At 68.5% G+C, this 14553-nt stretch carries 13 protein-coding genes; 4 read left to right on the top strand and 9 right to left on the bottom strand.

What is annotated here, in order from left to right; all coding sequences use genetic code 11:
* Positions 1-2: 2 nt before the first annotated feature.
* From BLQ74_RS13480 to BLQ74_RS13440, 8 genes are all read right to left on the bottom strand, one after another.
* The gene (locus BLQ74_RS13480) at positions 3-908 is read right to left on the bottom strand and encodes an S-type pyocin domain-containing protein (RefSeq protein WP_090263097.1); all 906 of its coding nucleotides are present in this window, start codon (positions 906-908) and stop codon (positions 3-5) included.
* 171 nt (positions 909-1079) lie between these two features.
* Positions 1080-2993: a selenocysteine-specific translation elongation factor gene (gene selB, locus BLQ74_RS13475; protein ID WP_090263096.1), complete on the bottom strand. Its 1914-nt coding sequence runs from the start codon at positions 2991-2993 to the stop codon at positions 1080-1082.
* Complete coding sequence (selA, locus tag BLQ74_RS13470) at positions 2990-4396, bottom strand: L-seryl-tRNA(Sec) selenium transferase (RefSeq protein ID WP_090263095.1); 1407 nt, start codon at positions 4394-4396, stop codon at positions 2990-2992. The genes selB and selA overlap by 4 nt, the downstream gene beginning before the upstream one ends.
* An 88-nt stretch (positions 4397-4484) precedes the next feature.
* Complete coding sequence (gene fdhE, locus BLQ74_RS13465; protein ID WP_090263094.1) at positions 4485-5417, bottom strand: formate dehydrogenase accessory protein FdhE; 933 nt, start codon at positions 5415-5417, stop codon at positions 4485-4487.
* A 197-nt stretch (positions 5418-5614) separates the two neighbouring features.
* A complete protein-coding gene (locus BLQ74_RS13460) occupies positions 5615-6241 on the bottom strand; it encodes a formate dehydrogenase subunit gamma (protein ID WP_090263093.1) in 627 nt (208 codons plus the stop codon).
* Positions 6242-6331: 90 nt separating this feature from the next.
* Positions 6332-7264 carry a formate dehydrogenase subunit beta gene (fdxH, locus tag BLQ74_RS13455; RefSeq protein ID WP_090263092.1) on the bottom strand — a complete coding sequence of 311 codons (933 nt, stop codon included), beginning with the start codon at positions 7262-7264 and terminating at the stop codon, positions 6332-6334.
* Positions 7261-10353, bottom strand: a complete 3093-nt coding sequence (gene fdnG, locus BLQ74_RS13450) for a formate dehydrogenase-N subunit alpha (RefSeq protein ID WP_139199060.1) — start codon at positions 10351-10353, stop codon at positions 7261-7263. The genes fdxH and fdnG overlap by 4 nt, the downstream gene beginning before the upstream one ends.
* Positions 10354-10541: 188 nt before the next feature.
* Entirely contained in the window at positions 10542-10736 is a 195-nt protein-coding gene (locus tag BLQ74_RS13440; RefSeq protein ID WP_090263089.1) for a hypothetical protein, read from the bottom strand.
* Between the two features lie 194 nt (positions 10737-10930).
* Between BLQ74_RS13440 and BLQ74_RS13435 the strand changes: the two genes are divergently transcribed.
* Entirely contained in the window at positions 10931-11380 is a 450-nt protein-coding gene (locus BLQ74_RS13435; protein ID WP_090263088.1) for a DMT family transporter, read from the top strand.
* Between the two features lie 52 nt (positions 11381-11432).
* A complete protein-coding gene (gene idi, locus BLQ74_RS13430; protein WP_090263087.1) occupies positions 11433-11993 on the top strand; it encodes an isopentenyl-diphosphate Delta-isomerase in 561 nt (186 codons plus the stop codon).
* Here the strand turns inward: idi and BLQ74_RS13425 are convergent.
* The gene (locus BLQ74_RS13425; protein WP_170842802.1) at positions 11966-12889 is read right to left on the bottom strand and encodes a LysR family transcriptional regulator; all 924 of its coding nucleotides are present in this window, start codon (positions 12887-12889) and stop codon (positions 11966-11968) included. The genes idi and BLQ74_RS13425 overlap by 28 nt on opposite strands.
* A 100-nt stretch (positions 12890-12989) precedes the next feature.
* On the opposite strand from BLQ74_RS13425, the gene BLQ74_RS13420 reads away from it, so the two are divergent.
* The gene (locus tag BLQ74_RS13420) at positions 12990-13991 is read left to right on the top strand and encodes a zinc-dependent alcohol dehydrogenase family protein (RefSeq protein WP_090263085.1); all 1002 of its coding nucleotides are present in this window, start codon (positions 12990-12992) and stop codon (positions 13989-13991) included.
* Positions 13992-14072: 81 nt separating this feature from the next.
* Complete coding sequence (locus BLQ74_RS13415) at positions 14073-14474, top strand: YkgJ family cysteine cluster protein (RefSeq protein WP_090263084.1); 402 nt, start codon at positions 14073-14075, stop codon at positions 14472-14474.
* Positions 14475-14553: the final 79 nt, after the last annotated feature.

The raw sequence follows: 14553 nt of genomic DNA, 5'->3' as shown, positions 1-14553 counted from the left end.
TGCTAGCAGCCGGGGCGGGTGGTGCCGATCACCGCGTAGAGCGGTGGGATGCCGGAGCCGGCCGGGAACAGCAGGATGGCGTCGCGGTAGTCGGGCGGGAAGATGGGGTCGAGGATGATGCTGTCGGCCGCCTCGCTCGGTGGAAAGACCCAGATCTGCGGGACTTTCGGCGGATCGCTCAGCAGCGGTATGCCCGCTTGGTCAGCCATAGCGGCGGGGCTCCAGAGCAGTTCGGCGCCGTCGCCGAAGTCGGCCACCAGGCGTTCGCCGCGCGGCACGAAGGGGATCACATCGACCTGTTCCCAGTCGCGGCGGCCGCCGGTGTAGAAGGCATATCCCTTGAGGCGGCCATCGGCGAGCTGTTCCAGGTGCAGGCGCACGCGGGTGGTGGCGCGTTTCAGCCGGCGCAGTTCGGTTTCGCTGTAGAGCGCGCTGTCGTCGAGTCGGGCCGGCCAGAGCAGCGCCAGCAGGCCGAGCAGGTTGTCCGCGGCAGCGTCCCGCGAGACGCAGGCCCGGCAATGCGGGGCGCTCAGTGTCAGCGCGCCCAGGCGACCGAGCAGGTCGGTGCCCCGGCAGGGATGGATCAGCCGCAGCGGCACGCCGCTCCGCGTCTGCTCGCAACCGCCGAGGATGGCGCAGTGGCCGTAATCCCACAGGATGTCGATCGGCAGGGGGCCGCGCACCACGGCATGCTCGCTCTGGCCGTCGGGCAGGCGCGCACTCTTGGTGAAGGTGCGGCCGCTCGGCGCTGGCGGCGCATATTGCCGCTGTGCCGCATGACGCCGCTGGGCCTGTTCTTCGAGGGCCCGCAGGCCCTCGCGCAACTCGCCAGGCACGCCGGCCCGGGGCTCCTCGCGGTGTCGCTGGTCAACGCTGTTGCCGTGCTGCCTGCCCCACTCTTCTGCCACGAAAACGCCCTCCCGGTAGGCGCCGCTGAACGTCGAACGCGCACGCCGGGACGATGGGTTCGTCGGCGCACCGTTTCGAGCCTACAGGCGGCCGGGAGGCGGTGACCATGGCTGCGACGATTCGTTTCACAGAATCAGGAAATCCTTAAACGACCCTGCTGCGCGGCCGGTTCAGGCGGCTCCGCACAGGGCCAGGGCCGAGTCTTCGCGGATGCGTCTTTCGTTGCCGAAGCGGCGGGTGAAGCCGATGCGATCGAAGTATTCGAGCAGTTGGATGCAGCGTTTGCGACCGATGCCGATGCGGTCGCGAAAGGCGGCGGCGCGGATCAGGCCCTGCTCGTCACGCAGCTGCAGGGCGTGCCGGGTGAGCTGGCGCAGGGTTTCGTCGGGGTAGAAGAGGTCTTTGACCACCTGGTGCAACTGGCCGAGGCGCGCCAGTTTGCGCAGCAGCAGGCGCATGGCGGCCTCGTCCACCGCCAGGGCCTTGGCCAGGTCGCGGGTCCAGGGCGGATCGAAGGCGCCGGCCAGCAGCAACGGCCAGAGGCGTGCGCGCAGGGCTTCGTCTTCGGCGCCGAGTTGTACCCGGTGGTCCGGCAGGTGCAACCAGGGCCCGCTGCTTTCGATTTGCCCCGCCGCCAGGGCCTGCTCCAGCAGGGCGATGAATACCGGGCGCTCCAGTTGCGGCAAGGCGTAGCGGCGCAGGCGGTCACGATCGGGACCGAGTTCGTCGGGCTGTTCGCCGTGGAAGCGCGCCAGGGCGTGCAGCAGGCGCTCGCCCAGGTCGCGCCAATGGGCCTCGGTGAACAGCCGTGGGCCGAGTTTGGTGGGGATTTCGCACAGCGCCTCGGGCAGTCGCCAGCCAGCGCGCGGGCGGTTGAACTGACGCGTCAGTACGGCCGGATCGAGGCCGTTGTCGGCGTGCGCGAGGAGGATCGGCAGCGCCTGTTCCAGGCCGCCGCCACGCAGGGCCTGGAGCTGCGCCAGGCGCTCGGCGCTGCGTCTGTTGCGCGCCGGGGCGAAGGGGTCGAGCACGCGGCCGCCGCCGAGGGTGCGCTGGGCGGACTGGTCGCGCAGCACCAGGCGGTCGCCGTACACGGCGTGGGCCGGCGCATTCAACACAAGTTGGGCGAAGGTGCTGTCGCCAGGCGCCAGGCGCTCGCCTTCGAGCAGGGCGACGCGGCCGGTCAGGTCCTGGGCGCCGAGGTGCACGTGCACCGGTGTCCAGTGGGCCAGCGCCTTGGCCTCGCCGGGCAGCAGGTGCAGGTCGATGTCGATGCGCGTGGTCGGCGCGTACAGGTCCGCCGCCAGCAGCCAATCACCGCGCTTGACCTGCTCCGGGGTCAGGCGCTCGCCCGCCAGGTTCAGCGCCACCCGCTGGCCGGCATGGGCCTGCTCGGCAACGCGGTTCTGCGCGTGCAGGCCACGGACCCGCACACGGCGCCCGGCGCTGCCGAGCAGCAATTCGTCGCCCACCGCGACGCGCCCGGCGAAGGCGGTGCCGGTGACCACCAGGCCGGCGCCGCTGACGCTGAAGGCGCGGTCCACGGCAAGGCGGAAACCGCCCTCGCTGCCGCGCGCCGCGACCCGTTGCGCTTCCTCCCGCAGGGCCTGGCGCAGCGCGTCCACGCCAGCTCCGCTGAGGCTGGAAACCGGCAGGACAGGCGCGCCCGCCAGCGGTCCCGGCGCCAGCAGGGCGACGACCTCGGCGCGCGCGTCGGCAAGGCGCTGCGGCGAGACGCGATCGCTCTTGCTCAGGGCCACCAGGGCGCGGGGGATCCCGAGCAGTTCGATGATCGCCAGGTGCTCGCGGGTCTGCGGCATCACCCCGTCGTCGGCGGCCACCACCAGCAGCACCAGGTCGATGCCGCTGGCGCCGGCGAGCATGTTGTGGACGAAGCGCTCGTGGCCTGGCACATCGATGAAGCCGGTCAGGCTGCCATCGCCGAGGTCGGCGTAGAGATAGCCGAGGTCGATGGTGATGCCGCGCGCGCGCTCGGCCGGGCGACGGTCGCCCTCCAGGCCGGTGAGCGCGCGCAGCAGGGCGGTCTTGCCGTGGTCGATGTGCCCGGCGGTGCCGACGATCATGCCGGCGCCTCGCCGAGCAGCGGCAGTTGCGCGAGGAAGCCCGCTTCGTCGTCGAGCTGGCGCAGGTCGAGCCACAGGGCGTCGTCGTCAATGCGGCCGATCACCGGGATCGGCAGGCAGCGCAGGCGCTCTTCCAGCGCCAGCAGGGCGCGGCCGCGCAGGCGCTTGGCGCAGCGCGGGCGCAGGCACAGGGCGGCGCTGGGCAGGCGCGCCACCGGCTGCGCACCGCTGCCGATCATGCCGAGGGCGGCTTCGACGCTGACCTGCCAGTCCGCGCCCAGCGGCAGGGCGAGCAGCGGCGCCAGGCGCTCGGCCTGGGCGCGGATATCCACCTGCGGGCGGCTGAGCAGGCGCAGGCTGGTGAGGCGCTCAGCCAGGCGGTCGGGGTCGCGGTAGAGGTTGAGCACCGCTTCCAGCGCGGCCAGGGTCAGCTTATCCACCCGCAGGGCGCGCTTGAGCGGGTTTTTCTTGATCCGCCCGATGAGTTCCCGGCTGCCGAGAATCAGCCCGGCCTGGGGACCGCCGAGCAATTTGTCGCCGCTGAAGGTGACGATGTCGGCACCGTCTTTCAGGGCTTCCTGCACCGTGGGTTCCCGGGGCAGGCCCCAGCGCGTGAGATCGACCAGGCTGCCGCTGCCGAGGTCTTCCAGCAGGGGCAGGCCGTGGGCGTGGGCGATGCCGGCCAGCTCGGCGGTGGGCACGCTGGCGGTGAAGCCCTGCACGCTGTAGTTGCTGGTGTGCACGCGCATCAGCAGGCCGCTGCGCGGGCCGATGGCGGCGGCATAGTCCTTGGCGTGGGTGCGGTTGGTGGTGCCGACCTCGACCAGCTTGACCCCGGCGCGGGCCATGATGTCGGGAATGCGGAAGGCGCCGCCGATCTCGATCAGCTCGCCGCGCGAGATGATGCCTTCCTTGCGCGCGCCCAGGCTGTTCAGCGCCAGCAGCACGGCGGCGGCGTTGTTGTTGACCACGGTGACCGCCTCGGCACCGGTGAGTTCGCGGATCAGCCCGGTGATGAGGTCGTCGCGGTCGCCGCGCTTGCCGCTGGCGAGGTCGAATTCCAGGTTGATCGGGTAGCGCGCGGCGAGGCTGATGGCCTCGATGGCTTCCTCCGGCAGCAGGGCACGGCCGAGGTTGGTGTGCAGCACCGTGCCGGTGAGGTTGAACACCCGCCGCACGCGGCTGGAGTGGCGGGCGGCGAGGCGTTCGCCAGCGCGACCGGCGAGCACCGCTTCGCTGAGTTCGACGGCGGCGAGTTGGCCGTGGCGAGCCGGTTCGCGTAGCTCGTCGAGCAGGTCGCGCAAGGTCTTGAGCAGGGCGTCGCGGCCGTAGCGCTGTTGCAGCGGCGCGCAGGCCGGGCTGCGCAGCAGGCGGTCGATGGAAGGCAGGCGGACGGAGGTCATGCGGGATCCTGTCGGGTCAACGGGCTGATGGGCGGCGGCGCTGGCTCCTCGACCCATCCTACGGTGCTTCAGTCTAGGCGAGCCTGACTCAGTCGGAATCGCCCGGCGCCAGCAACAGGTTGGGCGCGCGGCGCAGGTAGCCCTCTTCGGCGAGACGGATGTCCAGGGCCAGGCTGGCGATGTCGTCGGCCTGGGGATCGGCACCGTCGTCATACTCCAGGTAGAACTGCTTCAGGTAGCCCTGGCAGCCCGGGCAGACCTCGGCGCGCAGCGGCGCCTTTTCGGCGGTGCGGGCGTCGCTGTCCAGGGCCAGGTAGCTGAGGCCCTTGCTCTCGCGGCAATGGCTGCACTTGACCCGCACGTAGTGCCATTCGCAGGAGCACAACGAGCAGGCCAGGTAGCGCAGGGTGCTGTATTGGCCACGGTGGTGGATGACCCCGGCCACCGGCGGCGAGCCGCAGGCCGGGCATAGGGTCTGCTCTTCGCTCTCGCTGAGCAGCCCCTCCGGCAGGGCCAGCAGCCAATGGCTGAAGGCGACTTGCAGGGCAGCGCCGAGGAAGGGCACCAGGGCGGCGGGCAGCAGGTCGTACTGGCCGTTGAGCAGACCCAGGGCCCAGGCCTTGCGCTGACCGGCGTCGGCCCCCTGGAGGGGCGCGAGGGCCGCGGCGACGGCGCTGCCGGGGCTGATCGGGAAGGCCGCCAGCAGTTGCTCCAGCAACGGCAGCCAGGCGCCCGCGCGCACCTGGGTTTCGAAGGCCAGGGGCGGCATCTTGTGCTCGCGGCTGCGTTGCAGGGCGCTGGCGTCCGGCAGCGGCAGCGCGGGCGGCGCATCGAGCAGGCGTTGCTGGATGTCGCAGAGTTCAGCGAGCAGGCGCAGGTAGTCGGCCAACGGGTGGCCGTCGGCGAGCTGGCGCAGGCGCGCGGCGCGTCGGGCGAACAGGTCGCGCGCGGGCAGCTTGAGGAAGGGGGGGATGTTGGCGGCGGCTTCGATCTGACCGGGTTCGAGGATTTGGCCTGGCACGCAGGACTCCTTGTGTTCATGGATGAACGGCGGATAACCGCGAACGGTGATCCGCCCTACGCAGTGGGTGCCTCCCGACAGGCAGGATGGCTTGAGCCCGTGAAGCCCATGCGGTCAACCGACCGACCACAGGGGCTTCGCCGCGCCCAACGCCCCCTACCGGAAGGGCGATGCCCGCGATTCGCGCGGGCCTGCCGTCAGTGGCCCTCCCCTTTGTCCACGCGTTTCAGCCAGGCGCCGTGGTGCTTGCGCGCCCAGCCGCGACTGACCCAGCCGTAGAGCATGGCGCCCATCGAGCCTTTGACCCAGAGGCCGGCATAGATGTGCACCAGGATGCTGCTGATCAGCACGAAGGCAGCCAGGGCGTGCAGCAGCGCCGAGAGGCGGATGAGGCCGATGGGGAACCAGGCGCTGAAGTACTGGCGCCAGATGACGATGCCGCTGAGCAGCAGCACCAGCATGCACAGCAGCAGGACCCAGAACAGCAGCTTCTGCCCAGCGTTGTAGCGACCGACTTCGGGCAGGTTGTCCTCGCAGTTGCCGACCACGTCGCGCCATTGCTTGAGCCACTGGATGTCGCTTTTCTCGATCAGGTTGTGGTGGGCGAAGCGCAGCACCAGGCCGAGGAAGAAGAGGAACATGGCCAGCCCCAGGAAGGGATGGAGGATGCGCGTCCAGGGTCCGCCGCCGAACAGTTCGCTGAGCCAGAACAGCGCCGGGTGGAACAGCGCCAGCCCGGACAGCCCGGCCAGGAAGAACAGGATCGCCACCATCCAGTGATTGCTGCGTTCGTTGGCGGTGTAGCGTTGGATATCTCTTTTCATGCTGGGCTCCTCGGGAAGCGGCGAAACACCCTCTCCCCAACCCTCTGCCGACAGGCAGAGGGGGCGGGTCCGTGCACGGCCTGACGCCGTTCAGCGCGGCTTGTGCGGATCATAGGAATGCACCGATGGATCGACCTTGTGCACCGGCGACTCCGGCCCGGGGCGTGGTTCTTCGTCCTCTTCGACGCGGTTGGGGCCGGTGCGGGTGTAGTGGAAGAACCCGGCCAGCACCACCGCGCCCATGGCCAGCAGGCCGAGGGGTTTGCTGATGCCTTTCCACAGGCTGACCAACGGGCTGATCGCCGGTTTGTCCGGCAGGCCGGCGTACAGCGACGGCTGGTCGGCGTGGTGCAGCACGTACATCACGTGGGTGCCGCCGACACCTGGCGGGTCGTACAGCCCGGCCTGCTCGAAGCCACGCGACTTGAGGTCGACGATGCGTTCGGCGGCGTGCTCCTTCATCGCCTCCTTGGTGCCGAAGACGATGGCCCCGGTCGGGCAGGTCTTCACGCAGGCCGGCTCCATGCCCGCGCCGACACGGTCGGAACACAGGGTGCACTTGTAGGCCTTGTGGTCCTTCTGCGAGATGCGCGGGATGTTGAACGGGCAGCCGGTGATGCAGTAGCCGCAGCCGATGCAGTGGTCCTGGTTGAAGTCGACGATGCCGTTGGCGTACTTCACGATCGCCCCCGGACTCGGGCAGGCCTTCAGGCAGCCCGGTTCGTCGCAGTGCATGCAGCCGTCCTTGCGGATCAGCCATTCGAGGTTGCCGGCGGCGTTCTCGTGCTCGGTGAAGCGCATCACCGTCCAGGAGTCGGCCGTGAGGTCGATGGGGTTGTCGTAGACGCCGTGGTTGTGGCCGACCTCGTCGCGCAGCTCGTTCCATTCCGAGCAGGCGACCTGGCAGGCCTTGCAACCGATGCACTTGGACACGTCGATGAGCTTGGCCACTTCCTCCTCCTGGCGCACCGAGGGCATGGGCGTGGTGGTCGCGGAACGGGCATGGATGTCCTGGCTGCTCATGCCTCACCTCCGATCTTTTCGACGTTGACCAGGAACGACTTGAACTCCGGCGTCTGTGTGTTGCCGTCGCCGACGAAGGGCGTCAGGGTGTTGGTCAGGTAGCCGTTGCGCGCCACCCCGGCGAAGCCCCAGTGGATGGGGATGCCGACGTGGTGCACGGTCTTGCCGTCGACCTGCAGCGGGCGGATGCGCTTGGTCACCACCGCCACCGCCTTGATGTAGCCGCGGTTGGAGGAGACCTTCACGCGGTCGCCGGCCTTGATCCCGAGTTGCTTGGCCAGCACCTCGCCGATCTCGACGAACTGCTCCGGCTGGACGATGGCATTCAGGCGGCAATGCTTGGTCCAGTAGTGGAAGTGTTCGGTCAGCCGGTAGGTGGTGGCGGCGTAGGGGAACTCGTCGGCCTTGCCGAACAGTTCCATGTCGTTCTTGAACACCCGCGCCGCCGGGTTGCTGATCGCTTTCGGGTTGTCGCGGTGCAGCGGGTTGATGCCGATTGGCGTCTCGAACGGCTCGTAGTGCTCGGGGAACGGCCCCTCGGCCATCTTGTCGACGGCGAAGAAACGCGCCACCCCTTCGGGGTTCATGATGAACGGGTTCATCCCGGCTTCCGGCGCCACGTCGGCCTTGTAGTCCGGCACGTCGGTGCCGCCCCAGGCCTTGCCGTTCCACCACACCAGGCGTTTTTTCTCCGGGTCCCAGGGTTTGCCGCTGACATCCGCCGAGGCACGGTTGTAGAGGATGCGGCGGTTCGCCGGCCAGGCCCAGGCCCAGCCGAGGGTCTGGCCCATGGCGTAGGGGTCGCTGTTGTCACGCCGGGCCATCTGGTTGCCCTGCTGGGTCCAGGCGCCGGCGAAGATCCAGCAGCCGCTGGCGGTGCTGCCATCGTCGCGCAGCAGGGCGAAGCCCGGCAGTTGCTCGCCGGCCTTGGCCAGGACCATGCCATTGCTCGGGTCGACCAGGTCGGCCAGGGCCTTGCCGTTGTACTCCTTGGCGATCTCCTCCGGGGTCGGGTCGTCGGGCCGCAGGTAGGGCCAGTCGAGACCGAGGATGGGATCGGGGAACTTGCCGCCGTCCTTGCGATACATCTCGCGCAGGCGATGCAGCAGAGCGCTCATGATGGCGATGTCGGTGCGCGCCTGGCCCGGCGGCTCGGCGCCCTTCCAGTGCCATTGCAGCCAGCGCCCGCTGTTGACGATGGAGCCGTCTTCCTCGGCGAAGCAGGTGGTCGGCAGGCGGAACACGGTGGTCTGGATGCTCTTGCTGTCGACGTTGTTGAAGTCGCCGGCATTGCGCCAGAACTCCGAGGTCTCGGTGGCCAGCGGGTCCATCACCACCATCCACTTGAGCTTGGCCAGTGCGGCGCCGACCTTGGCTTTGTTGGGGAAGGAGGCGATGGGGTTGAAGCCCTGGCAGAAGTAACCGTTGACCTTGCCCTGGTACATCATGTCGAAGTAGCGCAGCACGTCGTAGCCGGCGCCGGGCACGTCGAGCTTGGGCAGCCAGTCGAAGCACCAGTGGTTGTCCGCGGTCGCCGCTTTGCCGAACCAGGACTTCATCAGGCTGACATGGAACTTGCCGTAATTCTGCCAGTAGGACAGTTGTCCCGGACGCAGCGGCTTGCTGGCGCGCTTGGCGATGTAGGCGGTGTAGTCCTGCTCGGCGTCGGCGGCCAGGGTCAGGTAGCCCGGCAGCGAGTTGGAGAGCAGGCCGAGGTCGGTCAGACCCTGGATGTTGGAGTGGCCGCGCAGGGCGTTCATGCCACCACCGGGCATGCCGATGTTGCCCAGCAGCAACTGCACCATGGCGCCGGTGCGGATCATCTGCGCGCCCACCGAATGCTGCGTCCAGCCGAGCGCGTACATGATGGTCATGACCTTGCCCGGCGCCGAGGTTTCGGCGATCTCGGCCCAGACCTTGAGCATCATGTCCTTGGGCGTGCCGCAGATGTTGCTGACCACGTCCGGCGTGTAGCGGCTGTAGTGCTGCTTCATCAGGTTGAACACGCAACGCGGGTGGCTCAGCGTCGGATCGACCTTGGCGAAACCGTCCTCGCCCAGTTCGTAGCCCCAGGAGGACTTGTCCGGGTAGCCGCGCTTCTCGGCGTCATAGCCGTTGAACAGGCCATCCTCGAAACCGAAGCCTTCCTTCACGATGAAGGACACGTCGGTGTAGTTGCGCACGTACTCGTGCTGGATCTTGTCGTTCTCCAGCAGGTAGTTGATCAGCCCGCCGAGGAAGGCGATGTCGGTGCCGGTGCGGATCGGCGCGTAGTAGTCCGCCACCGAGGCGGAGCGCGTATAGCGCGGATCGACCACGAGCAGACGCGCCTTGTTGTGCGCCTTGGCTTCGGTGACCCATTTGAAGCCGCACGGGTGGGCTTCAGCGGCGTTGCCGCCCATGATCAGGATCAGATCGGCATTCTTGATGTCGGTCCAATGGTTGGTCATGGCGCCACGGCCAAACGTCGGGGCAAGACTTGCCACCGTCGGGCCGTGTCAGACACGCGCTTGGTTATCGAATCCTAGGATGCCGAGGGAGCGCACCACCTTGTGGGTCATGTAGCCGGCTTCGTTGGACGACGCCGAGGCGGCGAGGAAGCCGGTGGTCAGCCAGCGGTTCACCGTCTGGCCCTGGGCGTTCTTCTCGATGAAGTTGGCGTCGCGGTCTTCCTTCATCAGCTTGGCGATGCGATCGAGGGCGTCGTCCCATTCGATGCGCTTCCACTCGCTGGAGCCGGGCTCGCGGATCTGCGGGTAGGCCAGGCGGTTCGGGCTGTGCACGAAGTCCAGCAGACCGGCGCCTTTCGGGCAGAGGGTGCCGCGGTTCACCGGATGATCGGCGTCGCCCTCGATGTGGATGATGTTCTGCGCGACGTTCTTCGCGCCATCGCCCTGGCTGTACATGATGATGCCGCAGCCGACGGAGCAGTAGGGGCAGGTATTGCGAGTCTCGACGGTGCGAGCGAGCTTGAAGTGGCGAATCTGCTCGGCGAACGCCTCGGGGGGCGCCATGCCGAGTGCTGCAAGGCTCGATCCTCCAAGGCCGACAGCGCAGACCTTGAAGAATTGCCGACGGTTCATATCCATCGTGCGTCTCCTGAATCAGGCAAGGGACATCCGGGACCTGACCAGACATCTCCCCTGTAAAGATAGTCAAACAGGGGGCGCACGCCAGGCTCGGTCCAGACGGGCGCACAATCTGCCGGAAACAGGTCGTACAGCGCCCTGACCCGCGTCAGTTCAACGCAGCCTTGAATCCGAGGGCCGCCGCGGATTCAGTGGAAATAGGAAAGTACCTGCAGGTCCATGCTGACCGGATAGGCGCAGGTGGCGAGGCTGCCGTCGGCGTCGCAGGACGGCTGGCGATCCTGGGTGATGCTTTCATGCAGCCCCAGGAGCAACAGGCCGATGAGGATGGCCAGCAGGTAATGGCGGTAATGGTGCAGGTGCTTTCTTCTTGTGATGTGCATGCTGCCCTCCCGGCGACGTTCGCCAGTCGATGCGGCCTGCCGAAAGCTGCAGGTCATGTATTGAGTCTGGAACCGGGCAGGCGCGTGTCAAGGCCAGGCGCTGCCACTGGCACGGGTTCTCGGCGGGCCGTCCAGGCGCATCTGGTGCATACTAGGCGGCTGCTTCATCTGCCTCGTTCGTCCAGGAGTTCCCCATGCCTACGCCCCCCTGGTGGCTGTTCGTCCTGCCGCTGATCGCCGGCGCCTGCCTGCCGCTGCAAGCCGGCATCAATGGCCAGTTGGCCAAGCAGGTTTCCAGCGTGCTGGCCGCCGCGCTGATTTCCTTCTGCGTCGGCATGCTCGGCCTGCTCGCCCTGACCCTGGCCAACCGCGAAATGCCGACCCTGCAAGCGCTGCGCGGGTTGCAGTGGTGGCAATGGTGCGGCGGCTTCCTCGGCATGTTCTTCATCTTCATCGCCGCCTTCGCCGCGCCGCGGGTCGGCGCGCTACTGTTCATGGTACTGGTGCTGGCCGGCCAACTGGGCATGGCCATGACCCTCGACCACTTCGGCTGGGCCGGGTTCAAGGAAAACCCGGTCAGCGCCCTGAAGCTCGGTGGCATGCTCGCCATCGGTATCGGCATCTGGATGATCCGCCGCGGTTGACACGCCCCGGCCTCGCGGAGCGGGGCCCCAGGCATCGAAAGGGCATCCCGACATGAGCCATATCGACGTCGTCCTGGTGGACGAGCAGGACAACCCGCTGGGCCTCCAGGAAAAGCTCGAAGCGCACCGCCGCGGGCTGTTGCACCGGGCGATCTCGGTCTACGTGCTGAACTCCGCCGGCGAACTGCTGCTGCAACGCCGCGCCGCCGGCAAGTACCACTGCGGCGGGCTGTGGAGCAACAGTTGCTGCGGCCATCCCTTCCCTGGCGAAACACCGCTGGATGCCGCGCAACGGCGCCTGCGCGAGGAGATGGGCCTCGACCTGCGCCTGCAGCCGGCCCTGGAAACCCGCTACCGCACCGAGCTGCCCGGCGGCATGGTGGAGAACGAGTACTGCCACCTGTTCTTCGCCGTCGACGATCAGGCGCCGCGCCTCGCTCCCGAGGAAGCCGACGCCTTCCGCTACCTGTCCTTCGCCGGCATCGACGCCGAACTGGGCGCCTCGGCGCCGGCCTACACGCCCTGGTTCCGCGCCTGCTACCCGGCGTTCAAGGCGTTCTGGGCCGGGCGTGGCGCGTCCGCCGCTCAGCCGGAGAATTCCGGCTCCCAGTAGGGCACCCCGGCGAAGCGTTCGGCGAAGAAATCGCTGAAGGCGCGCACCTTGGGCGCGAGGAAGCGGCCGCTGGGATAGAGCATCCAGATATGCATGGGCGACGGCCGCCATTCCGGCAGCACCTGCACCAGCTCGCCGCTGCGCAGCGCCGGCCCGGCGATGAAGGTGGCGGTCAGGGTGATGCCCAGCCCGGCACGCGCGGCCTCCACCAGGGCACCGCCGTAGCTGGCGCGGATGCGCCCGCGCACCACCACCTCGCACGTTTCGCCGTCGCGCGTCAGGTGCCAGGCGTCGCCTTCGCGGAACAGCGAGAATTGCAGGCAACTGTGAGCGGCCAGTTCGCGCGGGTGCTGCGGGACTCCGGCGCGTTCCAGGTAATCCGGGCTGGCCACCAGCACCCGACGATTCTCTGCGAGCAAGCGCGCGACCATGCTCGAATCGCTCAGCCGGGCGATGCGCAAGGCGCAGTCGAAGCCTTCGGCGATCAGGTCGTGCTGGCGGTCGCTGAAATCCAGGTCGAGGTCTAGTTGCGGGTGGCGGGCGAGGAGTTCCGGCAGCGCCGGGACCACGTGCAGGCGACCGAAATGCATCGGCAGGCTCACCCGCAAGCGCCCCCGCACATTGCCGGCGAGGTCGGCCAGGGCCTGGTCGGCATCGGCCAGTTCATCCAGCCAGCGGCGGCCACGCTCCAGGTAGAGCGCACCGGCTTCGGTCAGATTGACCCGCCGCGTGGTGCGCTGCAGCAGGCGACTGCCGAGGCGTTGTTCCAGGGCCTGGACCTTGCGCGACAGCGCCGAGGGGGTCATGCCGAGGTCATCGGCCGCCTGGATGAAACTGCCGCGCTGGGCGACGGCAACGAAGGCGAGCACTTCGCTGTAGCGATCATGGCTGCGCATTGCTGTTCTAAACGCATCAATCAATTGAAGGAAAGCCAATTTATCCCGTTTCAAGGCAAAACCATACTGGCTCGCACCATCCACCCCACCGGAGCCTGCCATGCGTGCCTTCCACCTCACCGGCGACGACCTCGCCAGCCTGCGTCCCTTCGATGCCGAACGGCCCCAGCCCGGCCCTGGCCAGGTGCTGTTGCGCCTCGGCGCGACCAGCCTGAACTACCGCGACCTGGCGATCGCCCGCCGCGACTACCTGCCGAACCTGCCGCGCCCGCTGATTCCGCTGTCCGATGGCGCCGGCGAAGTGGTCGCCGTCGGCGCGGGCGTCAGCGCCTGGCGCGTCGGCGACCGCGTGACCAGCCACTACACCCCGGCCTGGCAGGCCGGGCGCTTCCACGCCGAGTACGTCGACAGTCGCCTGGGCGGACCTTGCGACGGCCTCCTGCGCGAATACGCGGTGCTCGACCAGACAGCCCTGGTCGCCACCCCGGCGCACCTCTCCGATGCCGAGGCGGCGACCCTGCCGATCGCCGCGCTGACCGCCTGGAACGTGCTGGAGACCTTCGCCCCGCGCCCCGGCGATATCGTCCTGCTGCAGGGCAGCGGTGGCGTCTCGCTGTTCGCCCTGCAATTCGCCCGCCTGCGCGGCGCCGAGGTGTGGATGACCACCGGCTCGCCGGAAAAAGCCGAGCGCCTGCGCGAACTGGGCGCCAGCCAGGTCTTCGACGGCCGCGCCGACTGGGGCGCGCAGGTGCAGCGGGCCAGCGGCGGCGGCGTCGACCTGGTCCTCGAAGTCGGCGGCTCGCGCAGCCTGCACCAGTCGCTGCAGGCGATTCGCCCGCAAGGCGGCATCGGCCTGATCGGTTTCCTCGGCGGCTTCCCCGGCGGCGCCGACTTCGTGGTGCCGATGCTGGCCAAGCACGCGCGTCTGCAGGCGCTGTCGGTCGGCCACCGGGAGAGTTTCCTGGCCATGAACCGGGCCATCGCCCAGCACCGCCTGCATCCGCTGATCGACAGCCGCTTCGCCTTCGACCAGGCGCCGCAAGCCTATGCGCGCATGGCCGAGGGGCGGCCGTTCGGCAAACTGGTGATCGAGCACCGCTGAGCCGTTTCGTCGAAAGCGCGCGCAATCCGCCGGCTTCGCCACTATGATTGCGCGCCTTTCCCGCCGCCTTGCCGACACACCATGAAGAAACCGCCGCTGATCGCCGATGCCGAACTCGACCGCCTGGAAACCTGGGCCAAGTACACCGCTGGCCTGTGCAAGGACTGCCATGCCACCTGCTGCACCATGCCGGTGGAAGTGCGTATCGACGACCTGATCCGCCTCGGCGTGGTGGATGAGTTCGAGCGTGACGAGCCGGCGAAGAACGTCGCCAAGCGCCTGAGCAAGGAAGGCATCGTCGAGCGTTTCAACCAGAAGAGCGGCATCTTCACCCTGACCCGCACCAGCAATGGCGATTGCCTGTACCTGGATCGCCAGACCCGCCTGTGCACCGTCTACAAGCTGCGCCCGGACACCTGCCGCAACCACCCGCAGATCGGTCCGCGGCCGGGCTACTGCGCCTACCGCAAGAAGAGCGGCTGAACGGCGCGCCACGCCGGGCGCTGTTCCGGCAACCTGGCGCCTGTGCCGCCAACGCCGCATCGCTCGCTATACTGCTGCG

Origin of the sequence: Pseudomonas panipatensis (genome assembly GCF_900099785.1) — a bacterium.
Classification (GTDB): domain Bacteria; phylum Pseudomonadota; class Gammaproteobacteria; order Pseudomonadales; family Pseudomonadaceae; genus Pseudomonas; species Pseudomonas panipatensis.
This window is presented reverse-complemented; position numbering and strand designations above follow the sequence as displayed.

Coding starts and splice junctions, on each gene's coding strand:
- selB (WP_090263096.1), bottom strand. CDS start 2,993: ATGATCGTCGGCACCGCCGGGCACATCGACCACGGCAAGACCGCCCTG.
- selA (WP_090263095.1), bottom strand. CDS start 4,396: ATGACCTCCGTCCGCCTGCCTTCCATCGACCGCCTGCTGCGCAGCCCG.
- BLQ74_RS13460 (WP_090263093.1), bottom strand. CDS start 6,241: ATGAAAAGAGATATCCAACGCTACACCGCCAACGAACGCAGCAATCAC.
- fdxH (WP_090263092.1), bottom strand. CDS start 7,264: ATGAGCAGCCAGGACATCCATGCCCGTTCCGCGACCACCACGCCCATG.
- BLQ74_RS13440 (WP_090263089.1), bottom strand. CDS start 10,736: ATGCACATCACAAGAAGAAAGCACCTGCACCATTACCGCCATTACCTG.
- BLQ74_RS13435 (WP_090263088.1), top strand. CDS start 10,931: ATGCCTACGCCCCCCTGGTGGCTGTTCGTCCTGCCGCTGATCGCCGGC.
- idi (WP_090263087.1), top strand. CDS start 11,433: ATGAGCCATATCGACGTCGTCCTGGTGGACGAGCAGGACAACCCGCTG.
- BLQ74_RS13425 (WP_170842802.1), bottom strand. CDS start 12,889: ATGCGCAGCCATGATCGCTACAGCGAAGTGCTCGCCTTCGTTGCCGTC.
- BLQ74_RS13420 (WP_090263085.1), top strand. CDS start 12,990: ATGCGTGCCTTCCACCTCACCGGCGACGACCTCGCCAGCCTGCGTCCC.
- BLQ74_RS13415 (WP_090263084.1), top strand. CDS start 14,073: ATGAAGAAACCGCCGCTGATCGCCGATGCCGAACTCGACCGCCTGGAA.